This is a genomic window from Agrobacterium deltaense RV3 (assembly GCF_900013505.1).
Lineage (GTDB): Bacteria > Pseudomonadota > Alphaproteobacteria > Rhizobiales > Rhizobiaceae > Agrobacterium > Agrobacterium leguminum.
The window spans coordinates 357,148-372,092 of sequence record NZ_LT009745.1 but is presented as its reverse complement, the minus strand read 5'-3'; the positions used below and the strand labels follow the sequence as shown (position 1 = coordinate 372,092).

Sequence of the window (14,945 nt, the reverse complement as noted above, 5' to 3'; positions counted from 1 at the left end):
GACACTCAAAAACTACGGGCCTTCGGGCCCGTTTTTTTACGGTAAAATCCAAGGTGGTTCTGGAACAGAGCGCACGCTGTCTAAGAGGCGCTCCCCATCCCTGTTCTTGCGCATTCTCCGGATGTAAAACCGCGATGGGCCCCTTGCGGCAAATGCTCAGAATTTATCGGCGACGTGCCGCGCCCTTCCTCCCGACAGGTTTCACCGCGCAATCCGGCTTTCAGCAGACCTTCTATCGCTCAAAAGAACAAGGATACGCATGTGCGGAAGGTTCAAAATCGAAAGGCCCGACACCGTTCCGGTCTCGGGCCTTCTGATTTTTAGGGAATTTATCCCGAGTGAAACCATCGGTTTCGGTTTTTCAGGCTTCCATTGAATATCCGGCGCCGCGCACGGTGCGGATGACATCCTGCATATGCGAAAAATTGAGCGCCTTGCGCAGACGTCCGACATGCACGTCGACGGTACGTTCATCCACATAGATATCGTGACCCCAGACGCCATCCAGCAATTGCGAGCGGGAAAACACCCGGCCGGGAGAGGTCATCAGGAATTCCAGCAGGCGGAATTCCGTCGGGCCGAGGCGCACTTCGCGGCTCTTGCGGTGAACGCGATGGGTCTCGCGATCCAGTTCGATATCGCCGCATTTCAGCACCGAAGACAGAACCTCCGGGCGGGCGCGGCGCAGCATCGCCTTGACGCGGGCCATGAGTTCCGGTGTCGAGAACGGCTTGACGACATAATCGTCGGCGCCGGTGGCGAGGCCGCGAACCCTTTCGCTTTCCTCGCCGCGCGCCGTCAGCATGATGATGGGCAGGCGCTCGGTTTCCGGCCGCATCCTGAGCCGACGGCACAGTTCGATACCGGAAACGCCGGGAAGCATCCAATCCAGGATAAGGAGGTCCGGAATACGTTCCTGCAGCCTGATTTCTGCCTCGTCTCCACGGGGTATCGTGTCGACGTCATACCCCTCAGCCTCGAGATTGTAACGAAGCAGGACGCTCAGCGCTTCCTCATCTTCCACAACTGCAATCTTGGGCACCATATACTAACTCCGCAAGCCGCTGCCTGTCTGTTACTCGGTCACCGAACCGAGCGTGTTGGAACTGTCGTCCTTCGGACGCTCGCCTTCCGGCTGGCTGCCGGTGGTCATGTAATAGATCGTCTCGGCGATATTGGTGGCGTGGTCGCCGATACGCTCGATGTTCTTGGCGCAGAACAGAAGATGCGTGCAGGTGGTGATGTTGCGCGGATCTTCCATCATGTAGGTCAGAAGCTCACGGAAGAGCGACGTGTACATGGCGTCGATTTCTTCGTCGCGCTCGCGAATGGCATTGGCCTTCTCGGCGGAACGCGTGGAATAGACGTCCAGCACTTCCTTGAGCTGCACCAGCGCCAGTTCCGACAGGTGTTCGATGCCACGGGCGAGCTTGCGCGGCACGCCGGTGCCGGCAACCGCGATGACGCGCTTGGCTGTGTTTTTGCCAAGGTCGCCGACGCGTTCAAGGTCAGCTGCAATACGCAGGGTGCCGATGATCTCGCGAAGGTCTGCCGCCATCGGCTGGCGTTTGGCGATGGTGACGATGGCCTTGTCGCCGATCTCGCGCTCGGCGTGGTCGAGGATCGCATCGTCGGAAATGACCTTCTGGGCGAGCGCGGCATCGGAATTGACGAGCGCGCGCACGGCGTCGGCGCACATCTGCTCCGCAAGACCGCCCATTTCGGCGATACGACGCGTAAGGAATTTCAGTTCGTCGTCATAGGCCGACAGAATATGCGAATGGGTCGTTGTCTGTGTCATGGTCTAGTCCTCCGGCTTGGCCTGCATGCGCGTACCCGGAAGCGGGCACGGCAGAAGCACCAGTCTTGTTCGGTTTCGATAAAGCGCCGACCGGGATCAGCCGAAGCGGCCCATGATGTAATCCTGCGTGCGCTGGTCGTCCGGATTGGTGAACATCTTGTCGGTTTCGTTTTCCTCGACAAGATGACCAAGATGGAACATGGCCGTGCGCTGGGAAACACGCGCCGCCTGCTGCATGGAGTGCGTGACGATGACGATGGTGTAATTGGTGCGCAGCTCGTGGATCAATTCTTCGACCTTTGCGGTCGCGATCGGGTCGAGAGCCGAGCAGGGCTCGTCCATCAGGATCACTTCCGGGCTGACGGCAACTGCGCGTGCGATGCACAGACGCTGCTGCTGACCGCCGGAGAGACCGGTGCCGGATTCGTGCAGACGATCCTTAACCTCGTTCCAGAGACCCGCCTTCTGCAGGCTCTGCTCGACGATCTGGTCCATATCCGCCTTATTGCGGGCGAGACCATGGATGCGCGGACCGTAGGAAATGTTTTCGTAGATCGACTTCGGGAAGGGGTTCGGCTTCTGGAACACCATGCCGACGCGGGCGCGCAATTCCACGACGTCAATCGCCTGATCGTAGATATCGTCGGTGTCGAGCGTGATCTTGCCGGTGACCCGGCAACCGTCGATCGTGTCGTTCATACGGTTCAGGGTACGCAGGAAGGTGGATTTGCCGCAGCCGGACGGGCCGATAAGCGCGGTCACCGTATTTTCCCGAACGTTGAGGTTCACGTCGTAAAGCGCGCGCTTTTCGCCGTAATAAACCGAAACGTCCTTGCCGATCATCTTGTATGAGACTTCATTCATTTTTTTGTCCAGCGCCTTTTCAACTGCTGCTTCCGACAACATGTTCATTGCTCAAGCTCCCTCTACCAGCGCCGTTCGAAGCGGCGACGCAACAGGATTGCGCCAACATTCATGACGATGAGGAACAGAAGCAGGATGATGATAGCGCCGGATGTCCTTTCGACAAAGGCGCGCTCGGCTTCGTTCGCCCACATGTAAATCTGCACCGGCAGGGCCGTGGACGGATCCATCGGCGTTGTCGGGTAATTCGCAACGAATGCCACCATGCCGATCAGGAGCAGCGGCGCCGTTTCGCCCAGCGCGTGGGCGAGACCGATGATGGTGCCGGTCAGAATGCCGGGCATGGCGAGCGGCAGCACATGGTGGAAGATCGTCTGCATCTTGGAAGCGCCGAGGCCGAGGGCTGCGGCGCGGATAGACGGCGGCACGGCTTTCAGGGCAGCGCGCGTCGCGATGATGATCGTCGGCAGGGTCATCAGCGTCAGGACGAGGCCGCCGACCAGCGAGGCCGAGCGCGGAAAGCCCATGAAGTTGATGAAGACCGAGAGGCCGAGCAGACCATAAACAATCGAAGGAACGGCCGCGAGATTGTTGATATTCACCTCGATAAGATCCGTCAGACGGTTCTTCGGGGCGAATTCCTCGAGATAGATGGAGGCCGCAACGCCAATCGGCAATGACAGCACCAGCACGATCAGCATCATGTAGAAGGAGCCGATCAGCGCCACACCGACACCCGCCGCTTCCGGACGGCTCGACGCGCCGTTGACGAAGATGCCGGTGTTGAAATGTTTGCCGAGCTGGCCGCTTTCGGCGAGCTGGTTCATCCAGCCGAGCTGCTGGTTCGAGATACGGCGATTGGCTTCATCCGCCGTCAGGTCGACCTGGCCCTTGAAGGCGCTGTCGACGTCGCCCGACGCCAGCAGCGTGACGGTGCGCGTGGTGCCGATGACGGCGGGATCGGCGACGACGATATCGCGAAGCTGCGTGCGCACGCTGTCGGAGATCAAGAGGTTGACGGCGCGAAGACCGGCGCGGTCCGTCGGCGCAACGCCAAGGACCTTGGCGACAGCATCGCGGGCGATGACGGGATAATTGGCCGTCATCAGCTTTGTGGGATTGGTGGCCCGCTCATTTTTCGGATCGATGATCTGTTCGGAAAACTCGACCGGAACGGTGATCATCGTCTGCTGGAAAGCGGTGTAACCCTTGGAAACCACCGAGAAAAGCAGCAGGAAGAGAAAGATGAGGCCGAAGGAAATCGCTGCCATGCCGTAGGCACGGAAGCGGCGTTCGGCGGCATAACGGCGCTTGATGCCGATATCACGGCGCGTGGCCTTGTTGACGGCGCTCGCGCCGGCTGCGGGAGAGACGATGTCGGTCATTCATATTGCTCCCGGTATTTGCGCACGATGTAAAGCGCGTAGATATTCAGGCAAAGCGTGATGGCGAAAAGCGTGATGCCGAGCGCAAAGGCAACCAGCGTCTGCGGCGAGGTAAATTCAAGGTCGCCGGTAAGCTGGCTGACGATCTTGACCGTCACCGTGGTCATGGGCTCGAAGGGATTGAGCTGCAGGCGGGCAGCAACACCGGCCGCAAGAACCACGATCATGGTTTCGCCGATGGCGCGCGAAGCCGTCATCAGCACGGCGCCGACGATGCCGGGAAGAGCGGCCGGAATAATGACCCTCTTGATCGTCTCGGAACGCGTGGCGCCAAGACCGAGCGAACCGTCACGCAGCGAGCGCGGCACGGCGGTGATGATATCGTCCGACAGCGACGACACATAGGGGATCAGCATGATGCCCATGACGAAGCCGGCGGTGATGACGCTCTGCGCCTGGATGAAGTTGGCGTAGTTGCCCGTCGCCAGACCGTTGATCTGCGTGGAAATGTCTCTGAGGAAAGGACCGACCGTCGTGAGCGCGAAGAAGCCGTAGACGATGGTGGGAATGCCGGCGAGCACTTCAAGCAGCGGCTTTGCCATGGAGCGGAAGCGCGGCGAGGCATATTCCGCCATGTAGATCGCCGAGAAGAGACCGACCGGAACCGCAACCAGCATGGCGACGAAGCCGATATAAAGCGTGCCGGCGAGCAGCGGGATCAGGCCGAACTGGCCGGAGGAATCGGTGGCGCCTGCCGCCGCAAAACGCGGATCCCAGACCGTTCCGAAGAAGAACTGGTGCGCAGGGACCATGGTGAAGAACTGGATCGCCTCCGTCAGCATCGAAAGGACGATGCCGATGGTCGTGAGGATGGCGATGGACGAGGCGACCAGCAGGGCCGCGAGAATGACTTTCTCGACCTGGTTGCGCGCCCGGAAACGCGGCGCGATTGCACGCAGCGCATAGGCGCCGCCGCCGAGCGCGGCCAGTAGCACAACGGCGATCATCGCGATACGGCTGGTGGAGGTCATGCTGTTGAGCGTGTGGGCGGCATCGACCATGAAGCGTTCGGGATCGCCGGCGATTGCAACACCCTTCGACGCCAGAAGCGGCCGGACCGCAGCCGTATCGGCCTCGACCTGCGCGGTTTCCTCCGGCGTCAGCCGCTGCAGGCCACGGGCGATGGAGGTCACCATACCGTAGGTCAGGCTCTGCTGCGCTTCGGATTGCGCCCGGACATCCTCGGGGAAACTACCGCGCACCGCCGAGGTGACGAGCAATGGGCTGACAATGAGCCAGGCACAGAGAATGAACGCCGCGGGCAGCACCGCCCAGACGACCGCGTAGGAACCGTGATAACCGGCACGGGAATGCATGCTGGAGGGGCGACCACCAGACAGGGCAACGGCACGGCGGCTGCCGAGCAGATAGCTGCCGATGCCGATGAGCGCCAGTACCAGCAAAAGGATCGATGTGTTCATTAGAGTTCCCTCGGCGTGCCTCAAGAGCACGGTGCGATATCGGGCAAATCAAAAAGTCATCAAAACGAGACCGCTGGACCATCCCATGATGCCTGCCGCCTGACTGTATCATAGTCTGGCAAGCGTCAAGGTTGATACATCCTATCCATCTGTAATCCATCGACAATCATGTGGATGGCGATGAGTAGGAACTGTCAACCGCGGACGACGGCCCAAGCGAAGCCGAATGAGGGGCACGGCAAAGCCGCACCCCTCTTTCTTCATTACATCGTGGAGCCGGCCGAGAACTTCGAGCGGATTTCTTCGCGCTCTGCGTCCGGAGCAGCAACCAGGCCGTAGTTGGCGAGCGGGGAATCCGGGCCGATCATTTCGTCGGAAACGAAGAACTCGACATATTCCTTAAGGCCCGGGATAACGCCCAGGTGAGCCTTCTTCACGTAGAAGAACAGCGGGCGGGAAACCGGGTACTTGCCGCTGGCGACGGTTTCGGTGGACGGAACGACGCCCGAAACGGTCGCGACCTTCAGACGGTCAGCGTTGTTTTCATAGAAAGCGAGGCCGAAAACGCCGAGGCCGGTCTTGTTGGCATCGATGCGAGCAAGCGTTTCGGTGTAGTCGCCGTCGATGTCGACTGCCGCGCCGTCCTTACGGACTGCAACGCACTTGGCAGCAGCCTGCTTGGCGTCGGTGATGAGCGTCTTGATGACGTCGGTCGCCTTGGCTTCCTTGCAGCCGTCAGCCATGATCTTCTCTTCGAAGACTTCGCGCGTGCCGTGCTTGGAACCCGGGATGTAAGCAGCGATTGCTACATCAGGCAGTTCCTTGTTGATTTCCGACCATTTCTTGTAAGGGTTGGCAACGAGCTTGCCGTCCTTGACGACTTCAGCGGCGAGCGCAAGGTACAGATCCTTCGGCTCGAGCTTGATGTCCTTGTTGGAAGAGTCCATTGCGAAGACGATACCGTCGTAACCGATCTTCACTTCCTGAACGTCGGCAACGCCAGCAGCCTTACAGGCGGCCAGTTCGTCGCTCTTGATCTTGCGCGAAGCGTTGGCAATGTCGATGGTGCCTTCGCCGACGCCCGAGCAGAAAGCCTTCAGACCGCCGCCCGTGCCGCCGGACTCAACAACGGGAGCCTTGAAGTTCGGGAAGGTTTCGGCAAAGGTCTCGGCAACGATCTTGGCGTAAGGCAGAACTGTGGAGGAACCGGCAACCTGGATCTGGTCGCGAGCAGCGGCGGCGCCAGCGAAGGCGACAGAAGCCACCAGAGCTGCTGCGGAAAATTTAACGATGTTCATTTGTCTCTCCCGTCGTGGGCTTTGTTGTGGACGCAGCCGATAGCGACACTCGCTCTTAGCTTGCGCTCGGCGACCTTTTCTTAACCACCGTAGCCCCATCCTTTTATGTCACTTTGACGAAAGATTTGTGACAATCTAACCTATTGATTTTATTTATAAATATGCGCGACATTAAAAGCAGATACATATTTTATGTCAGAATCTCACAGTGAAGTCCGTGCCGCTGCCCAATTCCGATTTAATGATGAGGCGGGCGCGGTGGCGGGTGAGGATGTGCTTGACGATGGCAAGTCCGAGACCCGTGCCCTTTTTCGAGCGGCTGTCGGCGACGCTGACGCGATAAAAACGCTCCGTCAGACGCGGCACATGTTCGGCGGGAATACCGGGCCCCTTGTCGATAACGCTCACCTCCACCGGCTTGCCGGGTTCGGCCCGCAGCCAGACATCCACGACCTTGCCTTCCTGGCCGTATTTGCAAGCATTTTCAACGAGGTTCTGGAATACCTGCACCAGCTCGTCGCGGTCTCCCTGCACCTCTGCCGGCCGGTCGGGCAAGTGCAGCGTGATGGTCACATCCAGCTCGTCGGCAAGCGGCAGCAGGGTATCGCGCACATGGCCGATGACGGGAACGAGATCGACCTTCTGGTCGGGCGCGATGTTGGCCCGCAATTCCAGCCGCGACAGCGACATGAGATCGTCCACCAGCCTGCTCATGCGGGTTGCCTGATCCAGCATGATGGCAAGGAAACGTTCCTGCGCCTTCGGGTCGTTGCGCGCCGGCCCCTGCATGGTTTCGATGAAACCGCGCAGCGAGGCGAGCGGTGTGCGCAATTCATGGCTGGCATTGGCGACGAAGTCGCTGCGCATGCGGTCGATGCGGCGAAGCTCCGAGACGTCGCGGAACGACAGGATATAGAATGGCGGGCCTGCCCCCTCTCCCGCATCCGCACGGGCGATACGAACGATGAAGACCCGTTCGGAAGGGAAGCGCTCCGAATGTTCGACCTGGTTAGGCTGGCCGGTGGTGATGGTTTCGCGAATGACATCCAGGAGGCCGGGAGAGCGCAGCCGGGCGGAAATATGCGCCCCGGCGGGCAACTGGCCGAAGGCGCGCTCGGCCGCGCCGTTCTGAAACAGCACGCTGGCGTTCCTGTCGAGAATGAAAACGGGGGTATCCAGAACCGCGAGGCCCGCCCTTACGCCGGAAATGACGCTTTCGCCGGGCACTTCTTGCTCATCTGCCTCCTCAGCCGGGCTCCCGTCTTTTGGGGGAGCCGCCGCCGGCCCCTCCCGGGCGGCGAGGATGGCAATGACGGCGCAAAGCCACAGGGCGGCGGGCATATAGGGCGTGTTGAGCTCGGCAACGGCCACGATGGCGAGCATGCTGACGATGAGAACGGGCAACCAGTTTCGACCGAGCTTCCTTCCCAAACGCCTTAACCCACCATCGCCTTCCATGACTGCCATTTCAGCCTGCTCTTTCCACTTTCATCTGACAGCGCATCGAAATCTCATAGGCCAGTTTCATGACAGAGATTCATCATCGCGCATTTTCCACAACGTATATGTGCGAAATCGACGCCGCAATCGCTGCCGCCGCAGCACCCCGGTCAAGCGCTCCTGTTTCACTTGAATTCTGGCAATGGATGTGAACTCATTGGCGTCGAGTTGCCTTTACACAACAACAGCCGGAGGAAACCATGGGCGAAGAAACGAAGAAGCGGACGGTCGATATCACCATAGGCGGCAAACTGCGCAGCTTCGACATCGACGATCCGGTTCTTCCTGACTGGGTTGAGGAAAAGAAACTTTCCGCCGGCGATTTTCCCTACGACAAGAAGATGAAGCGGGAGGACTACGACAGCACCCTCGAGGCGCTGCAGGTGGAGCTGGTCAAGGTGCAGTTCTGGCTGCAGGCCACCGGCAAAAGGGTCATGGCGGTTTTCGAGGGCCGCGATGCGGCGGGCAAGGGCGGCGCGATCTTCGCGACCCGGGCCTATCTCAACCCCCGCTATGCCCGCGTGGTGGCGCTGACCAAACCGACGGAAACCGAACGCGGCCAATGGTATTTCCAGCGCTATATCTCGCATTTTCCGACCGCCGGCGAATTCGTTCTCTTCGACCGCTCGTGGTATAACCGCGCAGGCGTAGAGCCGGTCATGGGTTTCTGCACGCCGGAGGAACATAAGCGTTTCCTCAAGGAAACGCCGCGCCTGGAAAAGATGCTGGTCCATGAGGACGTTCATCTGTTCAAGTTCTGGCTCGACATCGGCCGCGAAACGCAGATCGAACGCTTCCATGACCGTCGCCACAGCCCGCTGAAATGCTGGAAGCTTTCGGATATGGACATAGCGGCGCTGACGAAATGGGACGACTACACGCAAAAGCGCGACGAAATGCTGGAAAAGACCCACACCGATGCCGCCCCCTGGACGGTGGTGCGCGCCAACGACAAGCGCCGCGCGCGGGTAAACCTCATCCGTCACATTCTCCTTGCGCTCGACTATGAGGGCAAGGACAAAAAGGCAATCGGCGAAATCGACGACAAGATTTTGGGATCTGGGCCGGATTTTCTCAAATAGGACCGGAAGACGCTGACAGGCGCCTCCATTCGAGACGCCTGTCTTTCCCTTACTGGCCCGGCAGAATGCGCACGGAATAAAGATTGACCGGGCGGCCGCTGCCATCGATGTCGCTGTTGATGAAGATCCTGCCCGGCGCATTGGGGGCGAGAGATCGTTCGAATGTCGTGTTCAGCAGCATGTCCGCGCGCTCGGCCGTGGCGGTGAAGCGGTGGCGGGAGCAATCGCCCAATGTCGCGAAATCGCAGGCGACGGACACCTGGGTCTGACGGTCGCTGGAGGATTGCAGCGTGATCGAAATGGTCGAGGACTTGCCCGCCATATCCCGCATCACCTCCACCGGAACCTCGACGCTGACGGCGCCATCCTGCGAGACACTTCTCGAGGTTACCTTTATAGCCTTGCCGGCGGGTGTGGCAATGTTTTCGACATTGGCGCGTGGACCAGCCGAAACACCGGAACTGCCACGCTCCGCATTGAAGACTTCCACCCAGTCATCGGAAAAACCACGACCGGCGGAAAGGCTCGGCGCGGGCTCCGTCCCGTTGAAATCCTCCGCCTGCACCTGCGCCGGCGGATTGGGCACGCTGGTATCGCGCTGCTCCGGCGAGAGCAGGAGGCCTGAGGAATAGACCCACCAGGCGCCGAAACCGATAAAGGCCAGAAGAGTCACATAAATGAAAAGCCGGGCGAACAGCCCCCGGCGCTTGCGGCGGCCAACCGCGCCTTCCGGCCGGAAGGCAAGCGAAGAATCGCCCGCGCGGGAGCCTCTCTTCGGCGGCTTGCCATTGCGCTGCCCCGCACTCAGCGGCTCCGCAGCAGCGGCGGCGCCCGGCCGGACATCGCGTGTTTCGCCACGCAGTTCCGGCTCAACACCCATATCGCCGTGATCGGACGGCTGCGAAACGGGATCGACCGAGTGATCGTCCGGCGCCGGACTTTCCGGTGCGGGCGGGCGCAATTGCTGCTCCACCCTGTCCAGAAGCCGGTTGCGCTCTTCATTCTCGATCTGGTGGATCAGGCCTTCAAGCCGCTGGCGCTGCTGGGAGACAACCTGCGGATCGTCTATGCCCTGCTTGCGCAGGCCCGCTTCCAGTGCCTGACGGGAGGATTGGTAAATCCGTGCACGAACTTCGGCGTTCGATCTGTCCGATTTTTCCAGAGCATTTCTGATTGCCGTTTCCAGTCCGCTCACGACCGATCCTTGTTCTATTGCGCTTTGCAAAAAATATGCGGCGCTGCGCCATGGGTTCACGATTCGGTAACGGCTATACCGCCCCTCCGCAAGCATCGTTTGTGATAAAGACCGGATTGCCTTGGGGAAAATCAATTCATTGTGGCGCTACGAACGCAGATTCGAGAGGCGAATGCCACGCTGTTTTCGCTTTCAATCTGCTGCTGAACGCGATATTGACTTACGTGCGCGTAAACGTAATTCGTGGGAGGAGACATGCTACCGTCCGTGCTGAAAGACAATCTGCGTCTTCCGGTCATAGCATCACCGCTATTCATCATTTCACATCCGCAGCTAACGCTGGCGCAATGCAAGGCAGGCGTCATCGGCGCTTTCCCGGCGCTTAATGCGCGGCCTGAAAGCCAGCTCGACGGGTGGCTGGCAATGATCACCGAGGAGCTTGACGCTCACAACCGGGCCAATCCGGAGCGCCCGGCGGCGCCCTTCGCGGTCAACCAGATCGTGCACATGTCCAACCGGCGGCTGGAGCACGATCTCGGCCTTTGCGTTAAATACAAGGTGCCGGTGGTGATTTCCTCGCTTGGCGCGGTGCCGGAGGTCAATGCGGCCGTGCATTCCTATGGCGGCATCGTGCTGCATGACGTCATCAACGACCGCCATGCCCGCTCCGCCATTCGCAAGGGCGCGGATGGGCTGATCGCGGTGGCGACGGGTGCCGGCGGACATGCGGGCACGCTTTCGCCCTTCGCCCTCGTTCAGGAAATCCGCGAATGGTTCGACGGCCCGCTGCTGCTGGCCGGCGCCATCGCCAATGGCGGCTCCATTCTCGCGGCACAGGCCATGGGCGCGGATATGGCCTATATCGGCTCCCCCTTCATCGCCACCGAGGAAGCGCGCGCTTCCGAAGGCTACAAGCAGGCGATTGTGGACGCGCAGGCCAAGGATATCGTCTATTCGAACTATTTCACGGGCGTACACGGAAACTACCTGAAAAGCTCGATCGTCGCCTCCGGCATGGATCCCGACAATCTGCCCGAGGCCGATCCTTCGAAAATGGACTTCGAAACGGTCTCCGGCGGCGCCAAGGCCTGGAAAGACATCTGGGGCGCAGGGCAAGGCATCGGCGCCGTCAAGGCGGTGGAACCGGTGGCGGCGCTCGTCGATCGTCTGGCAAATGAATATGAAACGGCCAAAAAGCGCATCTGCGGGAAAGGCTGACGTCTCCGGCAAACAATGGACAGGCAAAGCTTTTTGCGGAAATTTCAAAACCAGCACATTCAAGGCTTGAAATCCATCGGCATTGCCTGTATCAGCCCGCCATGAAGCTGATCCGCAACAAACGGGTCACAATCGGGCCGCTTTAGCTCAGTTGGTAGAGCACGTCATTCGTAATGACGGGGTCACGTGTTCGAGTCACGTAAGCGGCACCATTTTTCTCACAGACTATTATCCGAATAGACACGCGCTGTCAGGACCAGCCCGAGACATAGGGCCGGCCGTGCAGACCCGCGAGATAAAAGCGCCGCGATTAACGAACAATCACGCCGTACTGACCGTAATACGGTGGGCGCGGGCGGTGGCGATAGTCACCGCGCCATTCCCTGCGATCCCGCCACTCTCTGTGTTGCCGCCAGTTCCGGCGGTCATAGTCGCGGTAATATCTGTCTCGATCATAAGCTCGATAATAGACGCCGGACGAATAATATCCGCCCGTGCGGTAGCCGCCATCGTCAACGCATCCGCTCAGGATGCCAACCGACAAGAGGCAGATTGCTGCGGTTAGAATCTTCATGAACTCATCTCCCCACTAACGGACCTCAACGTCTGTCCGTGTCCTCGGTTCCGTTAGGAAGAGTGATGCGGCAGGCCTGAACGAGGGCTGAATGATACCGGTCGCTCTGACCTGATGCGTCATACGGGAGTGGGTTCATCAGAATTGGCGGCTTCCGGCTGCCGGCTACACCGATGGAAGGTAGGTATTCGTCGTCACGCTGAAACCAACCGGGCTCCACTCACGTTGATTGTCTAGTTTGGTTAACTTGAAAGCTCTCATCGTGGACGTCATTCGTATCCTGATCGCCATCATCCTTCCGCCCGTCGGCGTGTTTCTTCAGGTCGGGCTCGGCCTGCATTTCTGGCTTAATATTCTCCTGACGCTGTGCGGTTATGTTCCCGGCATTATCCACGCGATCTGGGTGATCCTGCGGAGGTGATATCCGCTCTTACCGGCGATCGGACGTCCGCAACATTTTAGTACGTGATTAAATTCTCATTGGCTGCTGGAACCTCGTCTTCTTCCTCACGTTATGGTGATGACATCAGCGAAGGAGAAAATCATGAACCAGATCATCTACATCGTCGGCCTCGTCGTCATCGTTCTGGCGATCCTGTCGTTTTTCGGCTTCCGCTGATCCCCGTTGTCAATTCGATCGCTTGCGCATATCCTAAGCAGTAGTGACACACGACTGCGTTCATGGGTTGCTTCGCTGTCGGGTGTATTTCGGGATCGCGTTGCTCTGGGAGGTGCACGATGAAGAACGAGAGATGGACAGAGCCTGTCGAGGTCAATCTCGAGGCGAATGGCAAGAGCGTCATCGCCGGCCCCTTCGAAGCGTTGACATTATTGACCGAAGGCTGGCCCAAAACTGGCGGATTGAGCTTTGTGAGAGCGAGAAGCGCCTGCCGTGCCGCCCTTGACGGACGTAAATCGCCCGAAGAAGCACGCAAGTGCTTCACCGACGCGGTTTCCGAGATGCAGAAAAACCCGCATTGACGCACCCAAAAGAAAACGGCTCCTGAAAAGGAGCCGTTCTTTTATTTACGACGCGTTCGGCGATCGAACGGCCGGAAGCGCTTTACATCCAATAGGGTGCGACGCCGTAATAATCATAGACCTTGCGGTCCTTGGCGTTCAGCAGATCGTTATCGTCGAGATTGGCGAAGTGCGGCGCATTTTCAATCTCTTCCTTGGTGAGATCGATGCGGTAGCCGTCGAGTTCTTCGTCGTAATGCAGCTTTTCCCAGGGCAGCGGATAATAGTCGTCACCGATGCCGAGGAAGCCGCCAAAGCTCAAGACCGCATAGGCAACGCGGCCGCCGCGCTTTTCGAGAATGATGCGCTGGATCGAGCCGATATGCTTGCTGTCGGCGCCGTAAACACGCGTGCCTTCCACCTTGTCGCTGGCGATCAGGCTCGGCGTATCCTTGACATAGGGGTCCTGTCCGGCGCGGGGTTCCTGATGCATCATGTGCCTTTCCTCCTTGATTTTCCTCGTTTGTGTCACGTCTGGTAAACCCCTCGACGGACAATTCGTTCCGCGGCGTTTCAGGGGCTTCGGCGGGAATTTTTTGAAGGAGAATGGAACAAAACGACCTTATTGGCGGATTTTCTGCCAGACGGAGGGAGAAACACCGACCATCTTGCGAAAGACACGGGAGAAATGCGCCTGATCCGAAAACCCGGCGGCAATGGCGATGTCGGTCAGTGCCATGTCGGTCCCCATCATCAGTTCCTTGACGTGATCAATGCGCGCCTGCATCTGCCATTGGTGGGGCGGCACGCCGGTGGAGGCCTTGAAGGCATGGCTGAAATGCGATTGCGACAGATTGGTGAGTTCCGCCAGCTCCTCCAGCCGGATCGACCGCAGGCAATGTTCGCGGATGTAATCCGTCGCCGCCCTCAACTGCCAGGCAGCGAGCTTGCTGCGCTTTTTGACCGGTTCCCGCTTCACTTTCAGGAAATCCGTCAATAGCGCCAGCACGAGGCTTTCGCCATAAAGGTCATGCAGCGGATCGGGATTGTCGCATTCGGCGGCAATCAGTCGCGCCAGCGCCAGCAGGCGCTCATCCTCGAACATCAGATGCGGATCGAGCAGGCTGTGCGGGTCGAAGCCCTGTACCAGCCGGGCACCCAGCAATCCTGCATCGAAATGCAGATCGAGGTGGCGCACGAAGGAGACGTTGCTCAGTTCGGCATGCACATCCAGATCGGCGGGCACGAAGGAAATACGGTTCGCCTTGGACGACCCGTAATTGTCGCGACGGCAGCGGTTCATCATGAACCGGCCGTCATCCGTCCCGTCCATATCCAGCAGGAAAACGAAACGCGGATCCTTGCCGACATAACGGCCGCCGGCCTTCGGGGCACAACGCACATCCCAGAGATCGGCGACGATGCCGTTCCAGACCCGCGAGCGTGGCCCACCGATGACGGCAAAACCCTCGATCTCATTTTCCATCCGCACGCGGAAAGCCATGGCCTCTCGATCCCGCAGGGCGCCATGGCGCCACTATAAACATGATAAATCTATTCATGTTTATAGTGGCAAACTGCTTTCCC

15 protein-coding genes and 1 tRNA gene are annotated in these 14,945 nt (G+C 59.4%); 5 read left to right on the top strand and 11 right to left on the bottom strand.

The genetic code is table 11. The features are described from left to right. Positions 1-361: 361 nt before the first annotated feature. The 7 genes from phoB to phoR form a co-directional block, all read right to left on the bottom strand. Entirely contained in the window at positions 362-1,045 is a 684-nt protein-coding gene (gene phoB / locus AGR7B_RS01885; RefSeq protein WP_003493692.1) for a phosphate regulon transcriptional regulator PhoB, read from the bottom strand. A gap of 30 nt (positions 1,046-1,075) precedes the next feature. Continuing rightward, positions 1,076-1,801: a phosphate signaling complex protein PhoU gene (gene phoU, locus AGR7B_RS01880; protein WP_065654531.1), complete on the bottom strand. Its 726-nt coding sequence runs from the start codon at positions 1,799-1,801 to the stop codon at positions 1,076-1,078. A gap of 96 nt (positions 1,802-1,897) precedes the next feature. Further along, positions 1,898-2,713, bottom strand: coding sequence for a phosphate ABC transporter ATP-binding protein PstB (pstB, locus tag AGR7B_RS01875; RefSeq protein ID WP_003519986.1), 816 nt, complete (start codon positions 2,711-2,713; stop codon positions 1,898-1,900). Positions 2,714-2,727: 14 nt separating this feature from the next. Beyond that, complete coding sequence (gene pstA, locus AGR7B_RS01870) at positions 2,728-4,050, bottom strand: phosphate ABC transporter permease PstA (RefSeq protein WP_003519987.1); 1,323 nt, start codon at positions 4,048-4,050, stop codon at positions 2,728-2,730. Then, positions 4,047-5,531, bottom strand: a complete 1,485-nt coding sequence (pstC, locus tag AGR7B_RS01865; protein WP_080855892.1) for a phosphate ABC transporter permease subunit PstC — start codon at positions 5,529-5,531, stop codon at positions 4,047-4,049. The genes pstA and pstC overlap by 4 nt, the downstream gene beginning before the upstream one ends. 263 nt (positions 5,532-5,794) lie before the next feature. Next, a complete protein-coding gene (locus tag AGR7B_RS01860; RefSeq protein ID WP_065654533.1) occupies positions 5,795-6,829 on the bottom strand; it encodes a substrate-binding domain-containing protein in 1,035 nt (344 codons plus the stop codon). 195 nt (positions 6,830-7,024) lie between these two features. Continuing rightward, positions 7,025-8,296 carry a phosphate regulon sensor histidine kinase PhoR gene (phoR, locus tag AGR7B_RS01855; RefSeq protein WP_080855891.1) on the bottom strand — a complete coding sequence of 424 codons (1,272 nt, stop codon included), beginning with the start codon at positions 8,294-8,296 and terminating at the stop codon, positions 7,025-7,027. A 233-nt stretch (positions 8,297-8,529) separates the two neighbouring features. Between phoR and ppk2 the strand changes: the two genes are divergently transcribed. After that, the gene (gene ppk2 / locus AGR7B_RS01850) at positions 8,530-9,411 is read left to right on the top strand and encodes a polyphosphate kinase 2 (protein ID WP_080855890.1); all 882 of its coding nucleotides are present in this window, start codon (positions 8,530-8,532) and stop codon (positions 9,409-9,411) included. Between the two features lie 49 nt (positions 9,412-9,460). On the opposite strand, the gene AGR7B_RS01845 is transcribed toward ppk2, so the two are convergent. After that, a complete protein-coding gene (locus AGR7B_RS01845; protein WP_080855889.1) occupies positions 9,461-10,606 on the bottom strand; it encodes a hypothetical protein in 1,146 nt (381 codons plus the stop codon). Between the two features lie 255 nt (positions 10,607-10,861). Here AGR7B_RS01845 and AGR7B_RS01840 point away from each other — a divergent pair, with 255 nt between their 5' ends. Together AGR7B_RS01840 and AGR7B_RS01835 are read left to right on the top strand one after the other, a co-directional pair. Continuing rightward, entirely contained in the window at positions 10,862-11,824 is a 963-nt protein-coding gene (locus tag AGR7B_RS01840) for an NAD(P)H-dependent flavin oxidoreductase (RefSeq protein ID WP_080855888.1), read from the top strand. A gap of 136 nt (positions 11,825-11,960) precedes the next feature. Next, positions 11,961-12,036: transfer RNA gene (locus tag AGR7B_RS01835), tRNA-Thr, on the top strand. 98 nt (positions 12,037-12,134) lie between these two features. Here the strand turns inward: AGR7B_RS01835 and AGR7B_RS01830 are convergent. Then, on the bottom strand, positions 12,135-12,398 hold the full coding sequence (locus AGR7B_RS01830) for a hypothetical protein (protein WP_078051301.1): 264 nt from the start codon (positions 12,396-12,398) through the stop codon (positions 12,135-12,137). Positions 12,399-12,660: 262 nt separating this feature from the next. Here AGR7B_RS01830 and AGR7B_RS01825 point away from each other — a divergent pair, with 262 nt between their 5' ends. Continuing rightward, positions 12,661-12,819, top strand: a complete 159-nt coding sequence (locus tag AGR7B_RS01825) for a YqaE/Pmp3 family membrane protein (RefSeq protein WP_020811433.1) — start codon at positions 12,661-12,663, stop codon at positions 12,817-12,819. A gap of 317 nt (positions 12,820-13,136) precedes the next feature. Next, a complete protein-coding gene (locus AGR7B_RS01820; protein WP_065654540.1) occupies positions 13,137-13,379 on the top strand; it encodes a DUF982 domain-containing protein in 243 nt (80 codons plus the stop codon). Positions 13,380-13,461: 82 nt separating this feature from the next. On the opposite strand, the gene AGR7B_RS01815 is transcribed toward AGR7B_RS01820, so the two are convergent. Then, positions 13,462-13,854 carry a PRC-barrel domain-containing protein gene (locus AGR7B_RS01815; RefSeq protein WP_020810556.1) on the bottom strand — a complete coding sequence of 131 codons (393 nt, stop codon included), beginning with the start codon at positions 13,852-13,854 and terminating at the stop codon, positions 13,462-13,464. A 126-nt stretch (positions 13,855-13,980) separates the two neighbouring features. Further along, a complete protein-coding gene (locus tag AGR7B_RS01810) occupies positions 13,981-14,862 on the bottom strand; it encodes a helix-turn-helix domain-containing protein (RefSeq protein ID WP_162934015.1) in 882 nt (293 codons plus the stop codon). Between the last annotated feature and the right edge of the window lie 83 nt (positions 14,863-14,945).